Source organism: Rhizobium sp. P2_G2 (genome assembly GCF_056403555.1).
In genome coordinates, this window is the sequence record NZ_JBFUFF010000021.1 from 31,980 (window position 1) to 46,945 (window position 14,966).

13 protein-coding genes are annotated in these 14,966 nt (G+C 61.3%); 7 read left to right on the plus strand and 6 right to left on the minus strand.

Translation table 11 applies throughout. The features are described 5' to 3' along the window. Positions 1 to 165: 165 nt before the first annotated feature. Positions 166 to 1,890, minus strand: coding sequence for an SDR family oxidoreductase (locus AC1D06_RS17095; RefSeq protein ID WP_477987131.1), 1,725 nt, complete (start codon positions 1,888 to 1,890; stop codon positions 166 to 168). A gap of 11 nt (positions 1,891 to 1,901) precedes the next feature. Beyond that, a complete protein-coding gene (locus tag AC1D06_RS17100) occupies positions 1,902 to 2,858 on the minus strand; it encodes an ADP-ribosylglycohydrolase family protein (protein WP_477987132.1) in 957 nt (318 codons plus the stop codon). 284 nt (positions 2,859 to 3,142) lie between these two features. Here AC1D06_RS17100 and AC1D06_RS17105 point away from each other — a divergent pair, with 284 nt between their 5' ends. After that, a complete protein-coding gene (locus tag AC1D06_RS17105) occupies positions 3,143 to 4,096 on the plus strand; it encodes a flagellin N-terminal helical domain-containing protein (protein ID WP_477878048.1) in 954 nt (317 codons plus the stop codon). Positions 4,097 to 4,257: 161 nt separating this feature from the next. Here AC1D06_RS17105 and AC1D06_RS17110 read toward each other — a convergent pair whose 3' ends face one another. Continuing rightward, positions 4,258 to 5,472 (minus strand): NADP-dependent isocitrate dehydrogenase, encoded by a 1,215-nt coding sequence (locus AC1D06_RS17110; protein ID WP_477987133.1) that lies wholly within the window; start codon positions 5,470 to 5,472, stop codon positions 4,258 to 4,260. A 181-nt stretch (positions 5,473 to 5,653) separates the two neighbouring features. On the opposite strand from AC1D06_RS17110, the gene AC1D06_RS17115 reads away from it, so the two are divergent. From AC1D06_RS17115 to murI, 5 genes are all read left to right on the plus strand, one after another. Continuing rightward, complete coding sequence (locus tag AC1D06_RS17115; RefSeq protein WP_477987134.1) at positions 5,654 to 6,274, plus strand: hypothetical protein; 621 nt, start codon at positions 5,654 to 5,656, stop codon at positions 6,272 to 6,274. Next, positions 6,274 to 6,795 carry a hypothetical protein gene (locus tag AC1D06_RS17120; RefSeq protein ID WP_477987135.1) on the plus strand — a complete coding sequence of 174 codons (522 nt, stop codon included), beginning with the start codon at positions 6,274 to 6,276 and terminating at the stop codon, positions 6,793 to 6,795. Before AC1D06_RS17115 ends, AC1D06_RS17120 begins: the two co-directional genes overlap by 1 nt. Beyond that, positions 6,796 to 7,341 (plus strand): hypothetical protein, encoded by a 546-nt coding sequence (locus AC1D06_RS17125; RefSeq protein WP_477878044.1) that lies wholly within the window; start codon positions 6,796 to 6,798, stop codon positions 7,339 to 7,341. Between the two features lie 66 nt (positions 7,342 to 7,407). Then, the gene (locus AC1D06_RS17130) at positions 7,408 to 8,220 is read left to right on the plus strand and encodes an RNA methyltransferase (RefSeq protein WP_477987136.1); all 813 of its coding nucleotides are present in this window, start codon (positions 7,408 to 7,410) and stop codon (positions 8,218 to 8,220) included. Next, a complete protein-coding gene (murI, locus tag AC1D06_RS17135) occupies positions 8,207 to 9,001 on the plus strand; it encodes a glutamate racemase (RefSeq protein ID WP_477987137.1) in 795 nt (264 codons plus the stop codon). The genes AC1D06_RS17130 and murI overlap by 14 nt, the downstream gene beginning before the upstream one ends. Positions 9,002 to 9,005: 4 nt before the next feature. On the opposite strand, the gene AC1D06_RS17140 is transcribed toward murI, so the two are convergent. Beyond that, a complete protein-coding gene (locus AC1D06_RS17140) occupies positions 9,006 to 9,242 on the minus strand; it encodes a hypothetical protein (protein WP_477987138.1) in 237 nt (78 codons plus the stop codon). On the opposite strand from AC1D06_RS17140, the gene AC1D06_RS17145 reads away from it, so the two are divergent. Then, complete coding sequence (locus AC1D06_RS17145) at positions 9,226 to 10,905, plus strand: SulP family inorganic anion transporter (protein ID WP_477878040.1); 1,680 nt, start codon at positions 9,226 to 9,228, stop codon at positions 10,903 to 10,905. The two genes, AC1D06_RS17140 and AC1D06_RS17145, sit on opposite strands and share 17 nt — an antisense overlap. Here AC1D06_RS17145 and AC1D06_RS17150 read toward each other — a convergent pair. Together AC1D06_RS17150 and alaS are read right to left on the minus strand one after the other, a co-directional pair. Beyond that, positions 10,876 to 12,138: a GGDEF domain-containing protein gene (locus AC1D06_RS17150; protein WP_477878039.1), complete on the minus strand. Its 1,263-nt coding sequence runs from the start codon at positions 12,136 to 12,138 to the stop codon at positions 10,876 to 10,878. The two genes, AC1D06_RS17145 and AC1D06_RS17150, sit on opposite strands and share 30 nt — an antisense overlap. 117 nt (positions 12,139 to 12,255) lie before the next feature. Next, a complete protein-coding gene (alaS, locus tag AC1D06_RS17155; RefSeq protein WP_477987140.1) occupies positions 12,256 to 14,910 on the minus strand; it encodes an alanine--tRNA ligase in 2,655 nt (884 codons plus the stop codon). Positions 14,911 to 14,966: the final 56 nt, after the last annotated feature.

A 14,966-nucleotide genomic window follows, 5' to 3' on the forward strand; every position in this document is an offset into this window, starting at 1 on the left:
ACTGGGTTTTTCGCCGCGCTACCAGCTTCCACACGTGCTTTTGCAATGATCGAGCTTGGTAGCCGTTTGACAACCGGCTCGAAGATCGAAGCCAGCCGGCCGGCTGTGGAAGTCTGTCACCCCCTTGTATCGATTGTGGCAGCCCACACTCGATACAGACTGGTATTATACATCTTTCCGGTCGGGCGCGGCCTCGCAATTCGCCGGCGACTTTAGTGCGTCCTCAAGCCAGCCGCGATAACGGACAATGAGGCCGAACCAGGGATGGGCGATCTCGACATGAAAATGGAAGCGGCCTTGCGCGACATATTCGAAGGTCGTGCCGCAGGGCGCCAAGAAGCGTGGCATCGGAATGCCCAGGAATGACCATCGCCGCACGACATAGTTCAGCCGGTCGTCGTTGAGAACGAGCGCGAGGCCGACGGTGACGGGGCCGAACTGCTCTTCGACCAGATGGCGGCCTCTGCCTTGGCCCTCATATTGCCAACTGGAAAATAGTTTTCCGGCAAAACTGCGTTGCCAGCGTTCGCCGTCGTCCTGCCGTTTGAGCGTCACAGCGACAGGGACGTCCGCGCCTTCTGCCGGGAAGCGATAGAATGCTGCAAGCAGGCGCCCGATCCATCCCTTGCCGCGATCGATTGCGGCGCGCCCGGAAAAATGCCGTTCGTCCGCGACCGAATGCAGGTCCTGGATCGGTTGCGGCAGATGTTCCCAGGCCGAACCCAGCACGCGACGGTAAAGCGGCTCTGCCTGGGCCATCGGCACGCGGATGCCGGTATGGATCGTTCGGCCAGCGAAGACGGCATCGTAGTCGGCCAATTCCAGCGCCTCCGTGGCGACACGGGCGCCGGGTGGCAGCATTGCGCCGGCCAAAGCCTTGCCGATGATGGCCGCAATCGCCATCGACGGGATGAGCGGTCCGTCAGAACCTTCGGCAAGCAGATGCCATTCGGCGCGGCGTGCTTTGCCGTCCCGACCTATCCCATCCGCAGCGACATACATGCCGCCCCGATGCTCGCCCCAACGGCAGTGGTTGATGACGAAATCGAAGAGCGGCGCCAGCCACAACAACCCCGGAAAGAGTTTTCGCCGCACCAGCGCGGAGAGGCCATTCAGCGCACGCAGAAAAATCTCAGGCACCGGTGCGGCACCGACCCAGATCGATTGCAGTTCGGGCATGGCATCGGGAATCATCCGGAGATCGGGCACATCGACGAGCGAGAAACGTCGGGAATGGAGCGGCAGATGCCCGGGTACGGCGATGACGAAGCGCCGAGACTCGGTCATTCCAAAAGCGGTCTGCGACCGACCATTTCGGCGCAACTGCAGCGGCCGACCTGCATAGCTTGCGATCGCGCGGATGACATTCGGCCCGACGCCCGCGAAAGGCGATGGCGCGATGCCGGCCTCGACATCGGTGACCGCGGCGAAATCCGCGCCAAGATGGCGGACGACGGCTGCCGTCAGCACCGGGAAACTGCTGACCGCCGACAAGACGAACAGGCCTTTCGCCTTGGCCTCCGCATCGAAGCCGCGCATTCCACTGGCAAAGGCGCTCCCGTCGGCGAAGTCGAGATAGTGGACGCCACGGCGCAGGCAGGCTTTGACCAAGCGGTAGGGATCATCACCGTAGACCTGGAACGGGCCGGTCGCGTCCACAAGGATATCGGGCCGCATCTCGTCAAGTGATCTCTCGACGTCGCCGTTGCGATCGAGCGCCGCCGGTACCAGCCGGGCCGTAGCGGTCCGTCCCTGGCAAAAAGCCCGAGCCTTGTCGAGCGAGCGACCGGCGATAATCAGCGTCAGCCGTGGATCATCGGCAAGCAGATCGGCGAGACGGCCGCCGAAGATGCCATAGCCGCCGAGAATGAGGATGGCGAGATGGGTCATGCGGTCGCCGGTCAATCTTCGAGCAGGGTCTCGGCCAGGTCGAGCGCGTCGACGGGCCAGTAGATGGATGGCCGCGGGCGCAGGACATTGGGCCTGCCCTTTTCCGGCCGGCAGGTGAGGATTTTCGTCTCCCATTGCGCCGGAATGGCGCCATGACCATGGACCGCACCCAGCAGGGCACCGCAAATCGCGGCATTGGTGTCCGTATCGCCGCCACGCATCACCGTGTCGACGACTCCCTCTTCCAGGCTGGGCGCATGCAGCAATTGCCAGAGCGCGTTCTGGAAAGCGATCAGCACCCAGCCCTGATGGGTGATATAGTCTTGCGGCTGCGCGTGGCGCGCGGCGCGAACTACCTCGCGCACCTCTGGCCTGACCGACCATTCGGCAGACCAGCCGTCGATCATTCCGTAAAGTTCCTCCGCGGTCACCGGCGCGGCAATGGCATGTGCAATCGCCAGCACGAAAAGCACGTTGATGTCGACGCAGACGCGGTTGGGATGGGTGATATAGGCATCCCGCCTCGCCCATTCGGCGAGCTCGTCAACCGGGCGAATGGCGCCGAAAATGCCGAGCGGACTGATCCGCATCAGCGCGCCATTGGCCTGGCTTTCATGATCAGGCATATATCTTAGCCCGTTGAACGTCGTCATGCCGACGTCGAAGGGAACGGAATCGAGCCAGGCCCGGTAGGCATCGCGCGCAGCATCCTGGACGTAAGCACCGTGTTCGAGAAGCGTGCGAGCGAGCGCCAGCGCCATCTCCGAATCATCGGTGGGCTGGCCGGCTATGGTGCTCCAGCAGCCACCGTCGGCCAGCAGGCGCACGCCATTCGGGTAGCTCTCACGAATCTGCTCCGCGCTCTGGAACTCGACCAGGCTGCCGAGAGCGTCACCCGCAAGCTGACCAAGCAGGCAGCCGCGAGCATGTGCCCGCTGTTCCTCCGGTTCACGCAGCCGTTTCGACATTTCTTGGTTCCCTTTCGCTTCCGGCGCGTCGAATCCGGTTCGTAATTATCCTATAAGTGACTGTAATTATCGATAAATTTGTCAATCAGGCGACATTGAAGGAGCTTGAAATTCGGCAATTTTCCATTTTCCCGTCCTCCATTTAACCCGGTCTTAAGCATGTCCCTGCATCCTATATTAACCATACCGGATAAGTTTCCGCCGATCGTTGCATGACGCTCAGCCGACGGAATCCGGGACAGTCAGGCATTTGTATCGTCCAAGTATTGAGTTCGGAAGTCGCCATGACCAGCATAATGACCAACGCGGGCGCGATTGGCGCCGTCGCGCAGTTGCGACAGATCGACGCTACACGTCTTTCTACCCAGCAGCAGCTCAGCACCGGCCTGAGGGTCAAGACCGCCGAGGACAATACGGCCTATTGGTCGATCGCGACCACGATGAAATCCGACAACAAGGCGCTGGCCGCTGCGCAGGATTCACTCGGCATGGGCGAGGCTGCCGTGGGCGTTGCCTATAACGGCATGACCAATGCCATCTGGGTGGTGCAGCAGATCAAGGACAAACTTGTCGACGCCCGCGAGGCCGGCGTCGACAAGGTCAAGATCAACAATGAAGTGACCGAGTTGCGCCAGCAGCTCTATTCGATCGTCGATTCCTCCCAGTTCAACGGCGTCAACTGGCTCGACCGGACAAGTGCGGCCGACGACCAGGATCATCAGGTTGTGGGCTCATTCAGCCGCAATGGCGACGGCACGGTGTCTGTGAAGCTGTTGACTTATTCAATGATCAACGCGGTGGGCACCAACCATCTGATCGACGAGAACAGCCAGGGCGGCATCCTGACCAATGCAGCCTATGCGGCCGCCGAGGGCGCCTCCACCGACTGGGTGATCATCAAAGGCCGCAACACGCCGGCCCATACCGAATTCAAGCTCGACCAGAACACCACCGCCGGTCAGGTCGACGAAATGCTCGGTGTGACCGAGCGGATGCTGATGGCCATGACCGATGCCGCCGCCGGCCTCGGCTCGCTCGCCTCGCGCATCAAGATGCAGAGCTCCTTCGTCGTGGACCTGCAGGATACGCAGGATAAAGGCGTCGGGCGGCTGGTGGATGCCAATCTCGACGAGGCAGCGTCCAAGATCAAGGCTGTCGATGTACAGCAATCGCTTGCCAGCACGGCGCTCGGCGTAGCCAATGCCACGCCGCTGAATATGCTGCGGTTGCTGCAGTGATAAAGAGCCCCGAAAACAGAGGACCGAACATCTTGCTCCGTCACCGGAGCAGGTAAGATATCGACGCCGCTGCCGGTTGCGGCCCGCGAGCATCAGATCCGAGAGAAAGAAAAACCCGGCTCCCAACGAGGCCGGGTTTTGCAGTCACGATGTGCGGCAGATCAGGCTGCCATCGCCTTCTTCAGGTTCTCGTCGATCTTGTCGAGGAAGCCTGTGGTGGAAAGCCACGGCTGGTCAGGACCGATGAGCAGCGCCAGGTCCTTGGTCATGAAACCGGACTCGACGGTCGAGACGCAGACCTTTTCCAGCGTTGCGCAGAATTTTGCCAGTTCGGCATTGTCGTCGAGCTTGGCGCGATGGGCGAGACCGCGGGTCCAGGCGAAGATCGAGGCGATCGAGTTGGTCGAGGTTTCCTGACCTTTCTGATGCTGGCGATAGTGACGGGTGACGGTGCCGTGGGCGGCTTCGGCTTCCACGGTCTTGCCATCCGGGGTCAGCAGCACGGAGGTCATGAGGCCTAGCGAACCAAAACCCTGCGCCACTGTGTCGGACTGGACGTCACCGTCATAGTTCTTGCAAGCCCAGATGTAGCCGCCGGACCATTTCAGCGCCGAGGCGACCATGTCATCGATCAGGCGATGTTCATAGACGATGCCGAGCTTGTCGAATTCCGGCTTGAACTCGGTCTCGAAGACTTCCTGGAAAATGTCCTTGAAGCGGCCGTCATAGACCTTGAGGATGGTGTTCTTGGTCGACAGGTAGACCGGCCATTTGCGCATCTGGCCATACATCAGCGAGGCTCGGGCGAATTCCCTGATCGATTCATCGAGATTATACATGCCCATGGCGACGCCGGGACCCGGAGACTTATAGACTTCCTTCTCGATGATGGTGCCGTCCTCGCCCTCGAACTTCATCGTCAGCTTGCCCTTGCCGGGCATTTTGAAATCCGTGGCCTTATATTGGTCGCCGAAGGCGTGACGGCCGACGAYGATCGGCTGCGTCCAGCCGGGCACCAGGCGCGGCACGTTCTTGCAGATAATCGGCTCGCGGAAGATCACGCCACCGAGAATGTTGCGGATCGTGCCGTTCGGGCTCTTCCACATTTCCTTGAGGTTGAATTCCTTGACGCGCGCTTCGTCGGGCGTGATCGTCGCGCATTTGATGCCGACGCCATATTTCTTGATCGCATTGGCCGCATCGACGGTGACCTTGTCGGCGGTGGCGTCGCGGTGTTCCACAGAGAGGTCGAAATAATCGATTTCCAGATCGAGATAGGGATGGATCAACTTGTCCTTGATCAGCTGCCAGATGATACGGGTCATCTCGTCGCCGTCGAGATCGGCAACGGGGTTTGCAACCTTGATCTTGCTCATGAAATCTACCTCTTGGTTTCGCCGCGGTGGGAGTGTGCGGCCGGAGCATGGCGGATGTCCGGCTATAGCACCGCAGACGAAAGAGGCAAATGATTGATTGCCGCGCGCCATCGAATTGACGGAATTTTCAAACTCTGTTTCCCTCACGTCCATCCGCCGGAATCAACAGACAGGAACCTCCATGTACAGGGCACTGACCGCCGTCCTTTTTCTCATGATCGGTTCGCCTGTTTTGGCCGCCGATCCGCAAACGCCCGTCAAGGCGGTAATGGATCTTGCCGTGGCGCTGTGGAACGACGACCCCAAAGTCGAGGGCCAGGACTATTTCGACGCTTCGCGGCTCGATGTGCTCTACAGCAAGGCATTTTCCGATGCCTATCGCGCAGCGGCCAAGCACCCGATCTATGACGAAGCGAGCGGCCCCTTCGGCTATGACGTGATCACCAATGGCCAGGACGGCTGCCCGCTCAAGGAGGTCAATATCACCACCGGGGCTGAAACGGCCGGCGTCACCGATGTCAAGGTCACGTTCAAGCTGATGACCTGCTATGACGACGATCCGAACAAGGATGCCATCTCGGAGGATCATTTCGACGTGATCACGGAAAACGGCAAGCCGGTGATCTCCGACATCCACCGTGTCACCGACGGCAAGCCGGATTCGTTGCTCAAGGAAATGCAGGACCTCGCCAAGAATGGCGGCCAGATGCCGCAGGACGAAGAGGATAGTCCTTCCGATCAGGACCAGGATCAGACGACCCCGGATCAGCAGCAGAAGAAGGTACAGGAGCCGGCCAAGTAATGAGGCACCTGTCGGCAATCGCCGTGTTCGCGGCCTTCGTCCCGATTGCGGCCTTGGCCGGGGGCACGGCGATCGAGCCGGTCAACCGGATCATCGACATCGCCAAGGCGCGATGGGAGACGACCGACGCCAACGGCCCCGACTATTTCGACAAGATCGACCGTGATTTCTCCAAGAAATTCGTCGCGACCTACAAGCAGGCTTCGAAATATCCGGTCTATGACGGCAGCGATTCGCCATTCGACTATGACGTGATCACCTCGAGCCAGGACGGCTGCCCGCTCAAGGACATCAAGGTTGCCGGCGAGGACGAAAAGGATGGCGTCACCGTAGTCGATGCCAGCTTCAAGATGTGGACCTGCGCCGATGATGCTAGTCGGGACAAAATTAGCCAGCTAAAGTTCGACGTTGTCGTGGAGGATGGCGAACCCGTCATTAACGACATCCATCGCAACAATGACGGCAAATGGGATTCGCTGATGGTGGAGATGAACGACATCATCAAGAGCGGCCAGCAATAGATGCGGGCCGGCGCCGCGATCCTGGCTTTGCTGTCGCTGGCGTCGCCTGCCCTGGCGGATGACATTCCCTCTCCCATCCATGAGGTGATGGATGTCACCACAACCTTCTGGTCGGTCAAGGAGCCGAAGCTCGGATCGATCTTCAGCGAGGACCGGCTGAAGCGCCTCTATAGCGCCGATTTCGTCAAACTCTACCGGGCGGCAATGAAGCATCCGATCTACCAAAACGGCGACACACCATTCGATTTCGACGTCATCGTTCAAGCGCAGGACAGTTGCACGCCCGACAAGATCGATATGCATCTGTTCGAGGCTCACGGTCCGATGCGCCAATACGAAGTTTCCTTTGCCCATTTCGGCTGCTTTGACGGCGGCGATCCGAATGAGCGCACGGCAATCTATATCGATATCATTCAGCAGGACGGACGTGACGTTATCGACGACATCGCCACTTATGAGGACAATGGCAAGAAGGATTCGATCAAGGTATTGATGGCCAACATCGCTCAAAACCAGGCGGACCGGCTTTACGAACCGCCGCGTTGATTGCTGGCCGCTTTCATGTCGCTGCAAAATATGCGAGGGAGCCGAAAAATCACATGAAGGCAGAGAATGTCCGGCACCAATAGCGAACTCGAACTGATCATCGGCGGGCCGGTGATCGTCCTCGTCGAACCCCAGCTTGGCGAGAATATAGGCATGGTGGCGCGCGCCATGGCCAATTTCGGGCTTTCGGAACTCAGGCTTGTCGCGCCCCGCGACGGCTGGCCGAGCGACAAGGCTCGCGCCGCTGCCAGCAAGGCCGACCATGTGATCGACGGCGCAATCGTTTATCCTACCCTCGAAGAGGCGATCGCCGACCTCAACTTCGTCTATGCGACGACGGCCAGAGTGCGTGACGGCTTCAAGCCGGTGCGCTCGCCGATCGTCGCGTCGCGGACGTTGAAGACGAAATATGACGCCGGCGAGAAAGTCGGCATCCTCTTCGGTCGCGAGAAATCCGGGCTTTCCAACGAGGACGTGGCGCTCGCCGACGAGATCGTCACCTTCCCCGTCAATCCCGCCTTCGCCTCGCTCAACATCGCCCAGGCCGTGCTGCTCATGTCCTACGAATGGATGAAGCAGAGCATGGAAGCCGAAGACGAGACGCCGTTCCAGGCCGTCGACCAGAGACCGGCGACCAAGGAAGAGCTGATCGGCCTCTACGAGCATATCGAAGAGGCGCTCGATGCGCGCGGTTATTTCCGGCCGGACCACAAAAAGCCGAAAATGATCGACAACCTGCGCGCTGTTTTCTCCCGTCGCGCCTTCACCTCGCCCGAGATCAAGGTGGTGCGCGGTGTCATTTCCTCCCTCGACCGGTTCTCGCGCAAGCGTCCGCGCGGCGCCGGCAATCCGGATGAGTTCGAGCATGACGACGAATAGCGCAAAGCCCGTTCTGGTGTTCGATTCCGGCATTGGCGGCCTGACCGTGCTGCGCGAACTGCGCGTGCTGATGCCGGAACGGAATTTCGTCTATATCGCCGACGATGCCGGTTTCCCCTATGGCAACTGGGCGGAGCCGGAATTGCGCCAGCGGCTGCTCGCAATCTTCGATGGCTTTTTGCGCGACTATCAGCCCGAAGTGTCGGTCATTGCCTGCAACACTGCCTTCACGTTGGCCGGCGCAGACCTGCGCGCCGCTTTTCCCAACCATACCTTCGTCGGCACGGTGCCGGCGATCAAGCCCGCCGCGGAGCGCACCCGCTCGGGCCTGATCTCGGTGCTGGCGACACCCGGCACGGTCAAGCGCGCCTATACCCGCGATCTCATCCAGTCCTTCGCCAGCCAGTGCCATGTGCGGCTGGTCGGCTCGGAAAACCTGGCACGCATGGCGGAAGCCTATATCCGCGGCGAGAGCGTTGCCGACGCCGACGTGGCGGCGGAAATCAACCAGTGCTTCCATGAAGAGGACGGTCGCAAGACCGATATCGTGGTGCTGGCCTGCACGCACTATCCTTTCATGGGCAACGTCTTCCGGCGACTTGCACCCTGGCCGGTCGACTGGATCGACCCGGCCGAAGCGATCGCGCGCCAGGCACGCCGGCTGGTGCCGGCGCTCGATGGCCTGGAGGCAGCAGCCCATGCCGATCGCGCCGTGCTCACCTCCGGCAGGCCGGATTTTTCCACGCGCCGGCTGATGCAGGGGTTTGGATTGAGCGTCTAGGATTTCAGTGGCGAGCGCGGAACACAGCCATTAATCCCGCCAGCTCTGATGCGAGCGCCTTGACTGCGAACGGCCCTGCTGCCGCCTTCGGCAGTCCATCATCGCTTCCACCGTGGAAGCGGCAAAAAAATTCGGCGGCGTTGACAATTGTCAAAGGTTGTTCGCAGGCGCGGGCGTAGGCTTCGATGCCAGCGAAATCCGCAACCTGATTCCGAGCCCCGCCGATGGATATCCAACTCACCGATCCGCCTTTCTCTCCCAAACTCTGGACGGTCCTGCACGAGGGCTACACGCTCGACAAGGCCAAGGCCGACATCATTGCCGGATTGACCGTGGCGATCGTCGCGCTGCCACTGTCCATGGCCATCGCCATCGCTTCCGGCGTGACGCCTGCAATGGGCCTCTACACCTCCGCCGTCGGCGGCTTCCTCGTCTCTGCCTTTTCCGGCAGCCGGCACCAGATCGGCGGTCCCGCCGGCGCCTTCATCGTGCTGGTCGCCGCGACCGTAGCCCGCCACGGCGTCGATGGACTGATCCTCGCCACCGCGCTGTCAGGCCTGTTCATGGCGCTTGCCGGCTGGTTGAAGCTCGGCTCCTATATCAAATATATCCCCTATCCGGTGACGGTCGGCTTTACCGCTGGCATTGCCGTCATCATCTTCTCCAGCCAGATCAGCCAGTTGCTCGGGCTGACGCTGGCCAAGGAACCGGGCAACCTGATCCCGAAGCTGGCTGCGCTCTTCGATGCGCGCGCGACGCTCAATCCGTCGGCCTGCCTGCTGGCTGCTGTGACCATATTCATCGTCTTTGCCGTGAGGGCCTTGCGACCGCACTGGCCGAACCTGTTGATTGCCGTCGGTGTTGCCAGCCTGCTCGGCTGGGGGCTGCATCTGCCGGTCGAAACGATCGGCACCAAGTTCGGCGGCATACCGAACACCCTGCCGCTGCCCCACCTGCCGAATCTCTCGCCCGACAAGGTGCTGGCCGTGTTGCCGGATGCGCTGGCCTTCGCGCTGCTCGGGGCGATCGAGTCGCTGTTGTCCGCCGTCGTTGCCGACGGCATGACCGGCCGGCGTCACCGCTCCAATGTCGAACTCGTCGGCCAGGGCATCGCCAATGTCGGCTCGGCGCTGTTCGGCGGCATCTGTGTCACCGGCACAATCGCCCGCACGGCGACAAATGTGCGCGCCGGCGCCGCCACCCCCATATCGGGCATGGTGCATGCGCTGTTCGTGGTGCTGTTCATGGCTTTCCTCGCACCGCTCGCCAGCTATATCCCACTCGCGGCCCTTGCCGGTGTGCTCGCCTCAGTCACATGGAACATGGTCGAAAAGCCGGCGATCGCCGCCCTGCTGCGCTCGTCGCGCGGTGATGCGCTGGTGCTGATCGTCACTTTCGGGATCGTGGTTTTCCGCGACCTGACCGAAGGCATCCTCGCCGGCTTCCTGCTTGGCGCGGTGCTGTTCATCGACCGGATGGGCCGAACGATCAAAGTCAGCGCCGCGGCGCGCGTCGCCTTCGGCAATGGCGAGACGGAAGAGCATCCCCTGCCCTATAGCGATCCGGATATCGTCGCCTATCACATCAATGGCGTGTTCTTCTTCGGCGCTGCATCGACAGTGGGCAGCGTGCTCGACCGCATCGCCGACACCGCCAAGGTGTTCATCCTCGACTGCTCGGCAGTGCCGTTCATCGATTCGACCGCGGCCAATGTGATCGAGGGCACGGCGCGCAAGGCGGCTCGGCGAGGCATGCGCTTCGTGATCTCAGGTGCAAGCGCCGATGCGCGCGCGATGCTGCAGGCGCACAAGCTCAATGAACCGCATGTGCATTTCTTCGACACGATCGACGAGGCGATTGCCGCTTCGAAAGCGTCAATAGCGTCCGGGGCGGCTGCGCACTGAGAGGCGGCTGACGCGGTTCTTACTAAGACTGAGGCGGCTTTCCTCGCCGCCTTCGACGATCTTCTCCAGCCGCATGGCCATTCTGAAGCAACTCACCCGGTTGCGGCCGCCATTCTTGGCGAGGTAGAGCGCGTTGTCGGCGCCCGCCATCAGATGGTCGAAATCGGGGCCGGCCTCCTCGACGCCAGCAACGCCGATGCTGGTGGTGACCTTCAGCACATTGCCGTTGAAACGAATGTCCAGCGCTTCCACGGCGGCGCGCAGGTCTTCGAGGAATTCGACAGCGTCGGCCTCCGAACAATCCGGCAGGAACAGGCCGAATTCCTCACCACCCAGACGGCCGAAGATCATGCCAGGCTGCAGCCTGCGCGACACATGCGCGGCAAAGGATTGCAGCACCTTGTCGCCCGCCATGTGACCATAGCTGTCGTTGATGCTTTTGAAGAAATCGAGATCCAAGACTGCCATGAAGGCCGATTTCGGCCGGCGGGCCAAGGCGGCGCGCGTCTCGGACACGAAAAACCGGCGGCTCGATACCAGGGTCAGGCTGTCGATCTCGGCCGCAAGCCGGTAACGCCGCTCCGTCCGCTCGCGGATGAGTGATACGAAGACAAAGGAAATCAGCATGCCATGCACGAAAGCTTCAAGCGTCGTGATTGCGAACCATGTCGACGGCTGGCCGGGAACGATGTCCGAGACCGGATAGAAAATGCTAAGCGGAATCCGCAGCAGGTAAAAAATGCCGTGACTGGCGTAGAACAGACAGGCCGCCATTGCGGAGGGAAGGCGCTCCTCCTTCCACACCGCCATGGTGTCGCGAACGACGAAGACACAATAGAAGGGGATGATCAGCGAACTGACGATGATGCGGTTGTTGACATCGGAGCGGATCGACTCGAAGCCGAAATTGCAAATGAACCAGACAATGGCGCCCAGCAAAATGACCGGCAGCCCCATCCTCACGCCGCGGAATGACGCGAACCCTGCCGAAATCAACGCATAGGCGAGGAAGACCAGACCATTGCCCAGCCCGATCGCCAGCCACCAGGGCGCAATGCCGCGCAAAGCCAGGATCAGCGAGGCCAGCGTCCCTACCCACATGCTGGCACACCACCATGCGATTGCTTGCTCGCGCTTCTCGAAAATCCAGATGAATGTCAGCGCCATCGCAACGACCAGCGTCATCAGCGCCGTGCAGATCATGATGGTCGAAATATTCAGAACGACAGCCAACGCAGCTTCTCCGATCTAGAGCGTGCACTCGGAGAAGTCGTAGGCTTCAATATTTAAAAAAGGCGAAACCCGGTGTGCCGGAATGGGATATCCCGGCACTTTTTATAGATTGCCAGATCAACCGAGAGCGGCTGCGACTGCATCCAGCGCGTTTTCGGCCTGACTGCCATCCGGGCCGCCGGCCTGCGCCATGTCGGGGCGGCCGCCGCCGCCCTTGCCGCCAAGCGCCTGCGAGGCGATGCGTACAAGATCAACGGCGCTGAAGCGCGGTGTCAGATCGTCGGTGACGGCCACCACAGCGCTCGCCTTGCCACCATCGGAAACGCCGATGAAAGCGACGACGCCGGATCCTGCCGTCTTCTTGCCTTCGTCGGCGAGGCTCTTCAGGTCTTTCGGCTCGACACCGGTAACCACGCGGCCGAGGAATTTCACGCCGTTGATGTCGCGCAATCCGTCACCGCCACCGGAGCCGCCACCAAGGGCGAGTTTCTTCTTGGCGTCGGCCAGGTCGCGCTCCAGCTTGCGCCGCTCCTCCATCAGCCCCTCGACACGAGTCAGCACGTCGTCCGGCTGCACCTTGAGGATTGCCGCAAGCGACTTGATGCGCTCGTCCTGGGTTGACAGATAATCGCGCGCCGCCTCGCCGGTCAGCGCTTCGATGCGGCGCACGCCGGCACCGACCGCGCTGTCGCTGAGGATGCGGATCAGGCCGATATCGCCGGTCTCGCGCACATGCGTGCCGCCGCAAAGCTCCACCGAATAGGGCTTGCCGGCCTTGTCGCCATGCCTGGCCGTGCCCATCGACACGACGCGGACCTCGTCGCCATATTTCTCGCCGAACAGCGCCATCGCGCCCTCGGCGATCGCATCATCGACGCTCATCAGCCGCGTCGTCACCGGTGCGTTCTGGACGACGATCTCATTGGCAAGCTGCTCGACCACTTTCATTTCTTCGGCCGAGATCGGCTTGGGATGCGAGACGTCGAAACGCAGCCGCTCCGGCGCCACCAAGGAACCCTTCTGCGCCACGTGCGTGCCTAGGATTTCGCGCAGCGCCTCGTGGATCAGGTGGGTGGCCGAATGGTTGGAGCGCAGCCGCCCGCGACGGGAATGATCGACTTCCAGCACGATCGCATCGCCCGGCTTGAGCACGCCTTCGGAAACTTCGGCGAAATGCACGAACAGGCCATCACCCTTTTTCAGCGTGTCGGTGATAACAGCGCGGCCACCCTCGAAAGTGATCAGGCCGTTATCGCCCATTTGACCGCCGGATTCGCCGTAGAACGGCGTCTGGTTGACGACCAACTGCACCTTCTCACCCGCCGAAGCCTGCGGCAGTGACTTGCCGTCACGCACGAGCGCACACACCACGCCTTCGGCACGCTCGGTGTCGTAGCCGAGGAATTCGGTGGCACCATGGGCTTCCCTGAGCTCGAACCAGATCGTCTCGGTCGCTGCCTCGCCGGAACCCGCCCAATTGGCGCGGGCCTCGGCTTTCTGGCGCTGCATCGCCTTGGCGAAGGCCTCCGTGTCGACGCCGATGCCCTTCTGGCGCAGCGCATCCTGCGTCAGGTCGAGCGGGAAACCATAGGTGTCATAGAGCTTGAAGGCCGTCTCGCCGTCGAGTTCCGAGCCTTCGCTCAGGCCACTGACGGCTGCGTTCAAAAGGCCCAGGCCACGTTCCAGTGTCGTGCGGAAGCGCTTCTCCTCGAGCTTCAACGTCTCGGTGATCAGCGCTTCGGCGCGCATAAGTTCGGGATAGGCAGCGCCCATCTGGCCGACCAGCGCCGGAACCAGCTTCCAGATCAAGGGTTCGCGGGCACCCAGGAGTTCGGCATGGCGCATGGCGCGGCGCATGATACGACGCAGCACATAGCCGCGGCCTTCATTGGAAGGCAGCACACCGTCGGCGATAAGGAAAGCCGACGAACGCAGATGGTCGGCGATGACACGGTGGCTGGCACGGCGCTCACCCTCGGCATCGGTGCCGGTGGCCTCCATCGAGGCGGCGATCAGGGCGCGGAACAGGTCGGTGTCGTAATTGTCATGCTTGCCCTGGAGCAGCGCCGAGATGCGCTCCAGGCCCATGCCGGTGTCGATCGACGGCCGCGGCAGGTTGATCCGCTCTTCCTTGGTGACCTGCTCATATTGCATGAACACCAGGTTCCAGATCTCGATGAAGCGGTCGCCGTCCTCGTCGGCCGAACCGGGAGGACCGCCCCAGATATGGTCGCCATGGTCATAGAAAATTTCAGAACACGGGCCGCAGGGGCCGGTATCGCCCATGGCCCAGAAATTGTCGCTGGTCGGGATACGGATGATGCGGCTTTCCGGCAGGCCGGCAATCTTGCGCCAGAGATCGAAGGCCTGATCATCGGTATGGTAGACGGTGACCATCAACCGGTTGCGGTCGATGCCATATTCCTTAGTGATCAGGTTCCAGGCGAGCTCAATGGCGCGTTCCTTGAAATAGTCGCCGAAGGAGAAATTGCCAAGCATTTCGAAGAAGGTGTGGTGACGCGCGGTATAGCCGACATTGTCGAGGTCGTTGTGCTTGCCGCCGGCGCGAACGCATTTCTGCGCCGTCGACGCCGTGGAATAGGGACGAGACTCCAGGCCGGTGAAGACATTCTTGAATTGCACCATGCCGGCATTGGTGAACATCAGCGTCGGGTCGTTGCGCGGCACGAGCGGCGACGAGGCGACGATCTCATGTCCGTTCTTGCGGAAATAGTCCAGAAACGCAGACCGGATCTCGTTGACGCCACTCATCGTATGCCCTTCATCCCTCAGAAAATGACCGGTTTGCCCGGATTTTAGCCAAGCGC

Excerpts from the sequence above, each read along its gene's own strand:
- AC1D06_RS17095 (WP_477987131.1), bottom strand. The coding sequence starts at position 1,890 with ATGACCCATCTCGCCATCCTCATTCTCGGCGGCTATGGCATCTTCGGC.
- AC1D06_RS17100 (WP_477987132.1), bottom strand. The coding sequence starts at position 2,858 with ATGTCGAAACGGCTGCGTGAACCGGAGGAACAGCGGGCACATGCTCGC.
- AC1D06_RS17105 (WP_477878048.1), top strand. The coding sequence starts at position 3,143 with ATGACCAGCATAATGACCAACGCGGGCGCGATTGGCGCCGTCGCGCAG.
- AC1D06_RS17115 (WP_477987134.1), top strand. The coding sequence starts at position 5,654 with ATGTACAGGGCACTGACCGCCGTCCTTTTTCTCATGATCGGTTCGCCT.
- AC1D06_RS17120 (WP_477987135.1), top strand. The coding sequence starts at position 6,274 with ATGAGGCACCTGTCGGCAATCGCCGTGTTCGCGGCCTTCGTCCCGATT.
- AC1D06_RS17125 (WP_477878044.1), top strand. The coding sequence starts at position 6,796 with ATGCGGGCCGGCGCCGCGATCCTGGCTTTGCTGTCGCTGGCGTCGCCT.
- AC1D06_RS17130 (WP_477987136.1), top strand. The coding sequence starts at position 7,408 with ATGTCCGGCACCAATAGCGAACTCGAACTGATCATCGGCGGGCCGGTG.
- murI (WP_477987137.1), top strand. The coding sequence starts at position 8,207 with ATGACGACGAATAGCGCAAAGCCCGTTCTGGTGTTCGATTCCGGCATT.
- AC1D06_RS17145 (WP_477878040.1), top strand. The coding sequence starts at position 9,226 with ATGGATATCCAACTCACCGATCCGCCTTTCTCTCCCAAACTCTGGACG.
- alaS (WP_477987140.1), bottom strand. The coding sequence starts at position 14,910 with ATGAGTGGCGTCAACGAGATCCGGTCTGCGTTTCTGGACTATTTCCGC.